6 protein-coding genes and 2 pseudogenes are annotated in these 6,915 nt (G+C 77.2%); 4 read left to right on the forward strand and 4 right to left on the reverse strand.

Features of this window, described 5'->3' with window-relative positions; genetic code table 11:
- The first annotated feature begins 141 nt into the window (after window positions 1-141).
- The 3 genes and pseudogenes from EF903_RS26115 to EF903_RS26125 all read left to right on the forward strand — a co-directional run.
- Window positions 142-657: a hypothetical protein gene (locus EF903_RS26115; protein ID WP_125547161.1), complete on the forward strand. Its 516-nt coding sequence runs from the start codon at window positions 142-144 to the stop codon at window positions 655-657.
- 59 nt (window positions 658-716) lie between these two features.
- Window positions 717-2,336, forward strand: coding sequence for an apolipoprotein N-acyltransferase (lnt, locus tag EF903_RS26120; protein WP_125547163.1), 1,620 nt, complete (start codon window positions 717-719; stop codon window positions 2,334-2,336).
- 35 nt (window positions 2,337-2,371) lie between these two features.
- Window positions 2,372-2,833 (forward strand): annotated as a pseudogene (locus EF903_RS26125) (NUDIX hydrolase); the annotation flags it as partial.
- 120 nt (window positions 2,834-2,953) lie between these two features.
- Here EF903_RS26125 and EF903_RS26130 read toward each other — a convergent pair.
- From EF903_RS26130 to EF903_RS26145, 4 genes are all read right to left on the reverse strand, one after another.
- Complete coding sequence (locus tag EF903_RS26130; RefSeq protein WP_125547167.1) at window positions 2,954-3,718, reverse strand: serine protease; 765 nt, start codon at window positions 3,716-3,718, stop codon at window positions 2,954-2,956.
- 117 nt (window positions 3,719-3,835) lie between these two features.
- Complete coding sequence (locus EF903_RS26135) at window positions 3,836-5,308, reverse strand: glycosyltransferase family 39 protein (RefSeq protein ID WP_125547169.1); 1,473 nt, start codon at window positions 5,306-5,308, stop codon at window positions 3,836-3,838.
- Window positions 5,309-5,649: 341 nt separating this feature from the next.
- Complete coding sequence (locus EF903_RS26140) at window positions 5,650-6,228, reverse strand: hypothetical protein (protein WP_125547171.1); 579 nt, start codon at window positions 6,226-6,228, stop codon at window positions 5,650-5,652.
- A complete protein-coding gene (locus EF903_RS26145) occupies window positions 6,225-6,536 on the reverse strand; it encodes a hypothetical protein (RefSeq protein ID WP_125547173.1) in 312 nt (103 codons plus the stop codon). Before EF903_RS26145 ends, EF903_RS26140 begins: the two co-directional genes overlap by 4 nt.
- Here EF903_RS26145 and EF903_RS26150 point away from each other — a divergent pair.
- Window positions 6,508-6,915 (forward strand): annotated as a pseudogene (locus EF903_RS26150) (hypothetical protein); the annotation flags it as partial. The gene EF903_RS26145 and the pseudogene EF903_RS26150 sit on opposite strands and share 29 nt — an antisense overlap.

Here is a 6,915-nt window from a genome sequence, read left to right on the forward strand (position 1 = left end):
CCCGCGCTGTGACACCACCCCGGCCAGGGGTCCGGCCAGGGGTCCCGCACCGCACCGCACGCGGTGTCCGGGGACCCCGCCCCCCGGACGGGCACGCGGGGGGCGGTGCCGCACCTGCGGATCGTGAGTACGCTGCTACCCATGACGGGTCACCCCCCTGGTCCGCTCTGGGCGGGCCGGGCCTCCAACCGCGCCCAGTGGCTGCTGGCCCTCGCCGGCGCCGCGGCCCTCGCGCTCGGCGTCCAGCTGGCCGTCGCCTCCTCCTGGGGCGCGGGCACCGCGCCGCTGCTCATGGCCGTCGTCGGCTGCATCGCCGTCGGCCTGCTGATCCTGTACGGCACCCTCGCCTTCGTGTACGTGGCCGTCACGATCGACGCGGAGGCCCTGGAGGTCCGCTGCGGCCACATCGGCCTGCCGCGCCGCACCGTCCGCCTCGCCGACGTCACCCGCGCCGAGTACCTGCCCCACATCACCCCGCAGCAGTGGGGCGGCTGGGGCCACCGCTGGCGGCCCCAGAAGGGCACCGCCGTCATCGTCCGCCGCGGCGAGGGCCTCGCGCTCCACCTCGGCGACGGCGAGCTGTTCACCGTCACCGTCGACGACGCCGAGAACGCGGTCCGCGTGATCGACACCCACCTGCGGACGCACACCCGCTGAGCAGGCCACCCGACCCGCCCGAGCCCGCCCCGGCGGACCGGCCGCGTACACTCCGCCAGATGAGCAGCAGTGTCACCCGAGAGCCCCGATCCGCCGGAGCGGAAGCCGAAGCCGGTACCGGTTCCCCCTCCGCGCGGCCCGCGGGCGCCGAGCAGTCCGGGCGGAAGGCCGCCGCGGTCCGCGCGCTCCTCGCCGCCGGCTCCGGTGCGCTGCTCTACCTGAGCTTCCCGCCGCGGCCCCTGTGGTGGCTGGCGCCCGTCGCCCTCGCCGTGCTCGCCGGCTGCCTCCGCGGCCGCCGTGCCCGCGCCGCGTCCGGGCTCGGCCTCCTCCACGGCCTCGGATTCCTGCTGCCGCTGCTCGTGTGGACCAGCCAGGGCGTCGGCCCGGTCCCGTGGATCGCCCTCGCCACCCTCGAAGCCCTCATGATCGCCGGGACCGCCGCCGGCATCGCCCTCGTCGGCCGGCTGCCCGCCTGGCCGCTGTGGGCGGCCGCCGTGTGGACCGCCGGCGAGGCGCTGCGGGCCCGCGCCCCGTTCGGCGGCTTCCCCTGGGGCAAGCTCGCCTTCGGGCAGGCGGACGGCATCCTCCTCCCCCTCGCCGCCCTCGGTGGCACCCCGCTGCTCTCCTTCGGCACCGCCCTGTGCGGTTTCGGCCTGTACGCGGCCCTCCTCGCCGCCCGCGAGAAGCCGCGCCGGGCCACCGCCGCCGTCGCCGCGCTCGCCGTCGCCGCACCCGTCGGAGCGGCCCTCGCGGCCCGCCCCCTCGTCTCCTCCGCCGCCGAGGACGGCACCGCGGTGGCCGCCGTCATCCAGGGCAACGTCCCGCGCGCCGGATTCGACTTCAACGCCCAGCGCCGCGCCGTCCTCGACAACCACGCCAACCGGACCCTCCAGCTCGCCGAGGAGGTCCGTGCGGGAAAGACCCCCCGGCCCGACTTCGTGGTGTGGCCGGAGAACTCCTCCGACATCGACCCCTTCACCCAGCCGGACGCCTACCGCGTCATCGACAACGCGGTGAAGGCGGTCGGCGTGCCCGTCTCGGTCGGGTCCGTCCTGGCGCCCGAGACCGGCCCGCTCCGCAACACGGTGATCCGCTGGGACCCCGCCAAGGGCCCCACCGACACCTACGACAAGCGGAAGATCCAGCCCTTCGGCGAGCGCATCCCCATGCGGTCCGTGGTGCGCCTGTTCAGCAAGGACGTGGACCGGGTGAGCCGCGACTTCGGCCCCGGCAAGGAGCCGGGCGTCTTCGACATGGCCGGGAGCCGCGTCGGCATGGTCACCTGCTACGAGGCCGCCTTCGACGACGCCGTCCGCTCCACCGTCCGGGCCGGTGCCCAGGTCATCGCCGTACCGAGCAACAACGCCACCTTCGGCCGCACCCAGATGACCTACCAGCAGCTCGCCATGGACCGCGTCCGGGCCGTCGAGCACAGCCGGACCGTCCTCGTGCCCGTCACCAGCGGCGTCAGCGCCGTCATCCGCCCCGACGGCAAGGTCGTGCAGCAGACGGAGATGTTCACCGCGGACGCGCTCGTCGCCGAGATCCCGCTGCGCTCCTCCGAGACGCCCGCCACCCGGCTCGGCCCGCTGCCGGAGTACGCGCTCCTCGTGCTCGCCGCCGGGGGGCTCGGCCTGGTCCTGGCACGGCGGATCCGCGCCCGGGGCCGCGCCGCCTGACGGGGGCCGCGCCCGCGGCCTCGTATGGTCGGGGGATGACACCTGAGTTCATCCGCGAGATCCGCGAGCACGCCGGGAACCGGCTTCTCCTGCTGCCCGGCGTCACCGCCGTCGTCGTCGACGACCTCGGGCGCGTGCTGCTCGGCCGCCGCGCCGACACCGGCGGCTGGTCAGTGATCGGCGGCATCCCCGAGCCGGGGGAGCAGCCCGCCGACACCGCCGCGCGCGAGGTGTACGAGGAGACGGCCGTCCGCTGCGTCCCCGAGCAGGTCGTCCTCGTCGAGATGCTCGAACCGTTCACCTACCCCAACGGGGACGTCTGCCAGTTCCAGGACATCACGTTCCGCTGCCGCGCCACGGGCGGCGAGGCCCGCGTCAACGACCATGAATCGCTGGAGGTCGGCTGGTTCGAGCCGGACGCCCTGCCGCCGCTCCACCCCTTCGCCCTCCACCGGATCCGCCGCACCCTCGCCGGCGGGCCGACCTGGTTCGCCCCCGCGGCTGAGCTCCCCGTGGAGCCCGCTGCCGTGCCCGCCGCGGCGGGCACCCCGTCCGCGCAGGAGGCGGCACCCGCCTGGGTGCCCGAGGGGATTCCCGAGTAGGCCGGCCGCCCCGGGTCAGGCCCGCCCCGCGGCCTCCCGGTACAGCCGCACAGCACGGTCGCCCATCACCGCGCTGTACGAGACGTCCGGGTCCGTCCCCCCGCCCTCGTACCCGCCGAGCACGCCGGCCACGGCGCCGCCCGCCAGCCACGGGCTGCCGCTCGTGCCGCCGCTGAGACCGGGGCAGGCGATCCGCCGCTGTGTCGGCGCGTGCAGGACCGTCGTGTTCGTGCAGCGCAGCGGCGCCTCCGAGGTCCGCGGGTAGCCGACGACCGTCGCCGCCGCCCCGGCCGGCAGCCCGCCCGCCACCGGGAAGCCGCCGACGGCCTCCTCCACGGGCAGGGCCGCACCGCCGCCCGCCGGGACGACCGTGGCGAAGGCCAGGTCGGCGTCCGGGTCCCCGCGCTCGGCCCAGGACGGCGCGGTGCGGACGCCGGTCAGCCGCCACACCCCGTACGGGGCCCTGCCGTCGCGGTATCCGGGTGCGAAGACCGTGTTCAGCGGGTCGGCCAGGCAGTGCGCGGCGGTGGCTATCACGTTCCGGCCCGCGCTGCGGACCACGGAGGCCGTGCAGAAGTGGCCGCCGTCCAGCCCTCCGGCGAACAGCGGCCCGACCCGGTCCGCCGTCGCGCCCGGCGGCGCGGTCGCGGTGGTGCCCGGGGGCGGCAGGGCGGAGGCGTCCGGTACGTGGGCGCCCAGCAGGGCGGCCATGGCGGCGAGGGCCGCGAGTGTCCGGGCGGCCCGGCGGACGCGGGTGCGGCGCGGCGTTCGGCTCGGCATGCGCGGGATCATGGTCCGAGCCTCCCCGTCGAAACCATGAACGGAGCCCGCTATTCCATATGAATCCGCTGTGAATCCCGGCCCGGAGGCCACCCCGAACCCGCCCGGCCGCGTCCCCTAACGGTGCTCGTACACCGTCACCCGCCGGCCCCGCACCTCCCGGTCCGCCACCACCGCGAAGTGCTCCGCGAGCACCTTCGCCTTCGCCGCGTCCCGCGCGGCGCCCGACGGCTTCGCCACCCGGGCGGCATCCGTCACCAGCAGCACCCGGCGCTGCTCCAGCAGGGCGGCGCGGATCCGCGCCGGATCCGCCTCCTCGCCCTTCAGCGTCGCCGACTCGGCCGGGCCGCGCTCCAGCGCGACGTCCACCAGCCCCGCGAACGCCCCGGGGGAGACCAGAGCCGTGTCCCTGCGGGCCGCCGGTACGAACACCACCGCGTCGCCCGGCCGGCCCAGCCGGGCCACCTCCCCGGCCACCGCCAGCACGTCGTCGACCCGGCTCGCCGGCGACCGCTTGGCCAGCGACTGCGGCAGCAGCGCGAGCACCGCCGCCGCCACCACGGCCGGCACCACCAGCGCCGACGCCCGCGGGAACCGGGGCGCGAGGGCGCGTGCGCCCGCCTCCAGCGCCGCGCCGACCAGCAGCGCCAGCCCCAGCATGCCGAACAGCACGTACCGCTCCAGGAACAGCGGCTGCGCCAGCGACAGCCCGATCAGCCCGAGCTGCGGCACCGCCAGCAGCGGCAGGCCCACGGCCGCGGCAGACAGCCGGCCCGCGCGCGGCCGGTCCGCCGCCGCGCACAGCCCGCCCACCGCCAGCAGCACGGCCGGACCGATCATCATGTGCCAGGTCAGCGGCGGTATCCAGGACACCTGGTCGGACTGGCTGCGGCTGAACAGCACCAGCGGCAGCGCCCCGGCGGCCGCCCCGGCCGCCGCTGCCGCCCAGCGCGCCACCACGGCCCTCCGCGCGCCCGTCCACCACAGGGTGGCCGCGTGCGCCGGGAGGATGAGCAGCGACAGCCAGTTCAGCAGCGCGCACACCAGCACCGCCAGCGCGTACGCCGTCCAGCGCGGCCACCGCCGCCGGCCCGGCCGCCCGCCCTCCGCCCCGGCCCCGTCCGCGAGCAGCGACACCAGCAGCAGCGTCGACAGCCCGGCGCCGGCCGCGACCAGGGCGTACGGGCGGCCCTCCTGGAGGTGGAACTGCACGGCCGGCAGCAGCGGCAGGGCGAACCCCGCCGCCAGGCCGGCCCTGCGGCCCGCCAGGCGGTCCCCGACCAGCGCCGTGCACGCCGAGGCGGCGGCGACCGCCAGCACCGACGGCAGCCGCAGCGTCGCCGTGCCCGGCCCGAACACCTCGAAGAGGCCGTGCATCAGCAGGTAGTACAGCCCGTGCACGGCGTCGACGTTCCCGAGCATCGCCCAGATGTCCCCGGCCGACCGGCCGGCCACCTGCCAGGTGGCCGCCTCGTCCCGCCAGACGCTGTCCTGCCGGGACAGCCCCCACAGTCCGAGTCCCGTCGTCCACAGCACCGGCGGCAGCCACACGGGAAGGCGGCGGAGGGCGGTTCTCGGGTGAAAGACCATGGGGCGGTTCGAATCCTCGAAGGAGTGTGCGAGCGGAAGATGCCAGTCTATGGACGCACCGGACGGTTCCCGGCCCCGCCGCTGTGCACCGCGGCGCCTCCCATGCCCCCGCGTTCCTGCGGCCGGGGCGCTTCGACCACCTGATCCCATCGGCACACCGGACGCTGCGGCGCGCGCCGCGATCCGGGCCGGGGACACCGCCGCCCGGGGCGGCGACGGAGGACCGCCCGGCGGCGGCCGCGCGGTGCAGGCCGGCGGTCACCCCGGCGACGACGGGCGAGTGCGAGGCCGGCATCACCGCCCACGCCCGCTGCCGGCCCGACTCCCCGCCGGGGGACGGCTCAGCGGTCGCAGCGGTACGTGAAGGCGGTGCGGGCCGTGCGGCTGCCGGGGGAGAGGATCTCGACGGTGGCGGACGCCTCGTACACGCCCTCGCCGCGGAACGTCCACAGCAGGTGGAGGCGGGCCTCGTCGCGGCCGCGCGGGACCCGCTCGGAGAGGGCCTCCGTGCGGGTGCCGTCGCTGCGGAGCCAGCGGTACGCGATCGTCCCCGGGCGCCCGTTGGTGCGTACGAGGGCCACCACGTCGGCGGTCGAGTCGCAGCCGGGGTCCCGGCCGTCCGCGGTGGCGGCCGACACCTCCCGCACCGCCAGCCCCGGGCCCCACTCCTGCCACGCCAGGTAGCCGAGCACGCCGAGCAGCACGGCCCCGGCCAGGGTGTAGCGGCGCCATTCGGGGCGCCGCCGCGGGCGGGGCGGGAGCACCACGGGGAACGGCGCCGGCGCGGCCGCCGTCACGCCCGGGCCGAACCGCAGGACCGAGCCCTCGACCCGGTCGGGGACGGCGTCCCGGGGCTCCTGCGGCCTGTCGATCCAGTGGCTGCCGAGCACGGTGGCGCTGTATTCGTCGTCGTCGTTCATGCGGGGGAGCACCTCCTCACGACGAGGCTGTCGGTGGCCGGGCCCTGTCCTGCCGCCGGGGACGTCGTCACCCGGACGCCCCAGTGGCAGCCGCCGCCCTTGAACGTGTGCGTGACGGGCCCGGCCGCCGCCAGCGCCGCCGTACCGCCCGCCGTGTGGTCGTACACGGTGGTGCCGTCGGGCTCGGCGAAGGGGTCGCCGTCGTCGCCCGTGAACCACTGCACGGTGACCCGGACCGTGCCGGTGCCCGTCGTCTTGAACGAGATGTCCGCCGCCGCCGTGTCCTGGCCCGTCTGCGCCAGCTGCACCCCGACCGCGTGGACGACCGGCGCCGGCTTCGGCGTCGGCGTGGCGGTGGCCGAGGGCCGCGGGGACGGCCGCGCCGACGGGGCGGACGCCGACGGCCGCACCACCGCCGAACGGCTCGGCGACGGGCGGGCCGACAGCGACGGCGTCGGCGAGGGCGACGGCGAACCGCTCGTCCACGGCGACGGCGACGGCGACCCCGGCGGCGAACCGGAAGGCGACCCGGACGGCCCGGCCGACCCGGACGGCCCCGGCTGCGGCGAGCCGTGCCCCGGACCGGGCGGCGCCGGCCGCGACGTCGCGAACGAGTTCACCGCCCGCGCACCCCCCGGCTCGCCGCCCACCGCGCTGTACGTCGCCCCGATGACGACCCCCAGCACG

Origin of the sequence: Streptomyces sp. WAC05292 (assembly GCF_003949955.1) — a bacterium.
Lineage (GTDB): Bacteria > Actinomycetota > Actinomycetes > Streptomycetales > Streptomycetaceae > Streptomyces > Streptomyces globosus.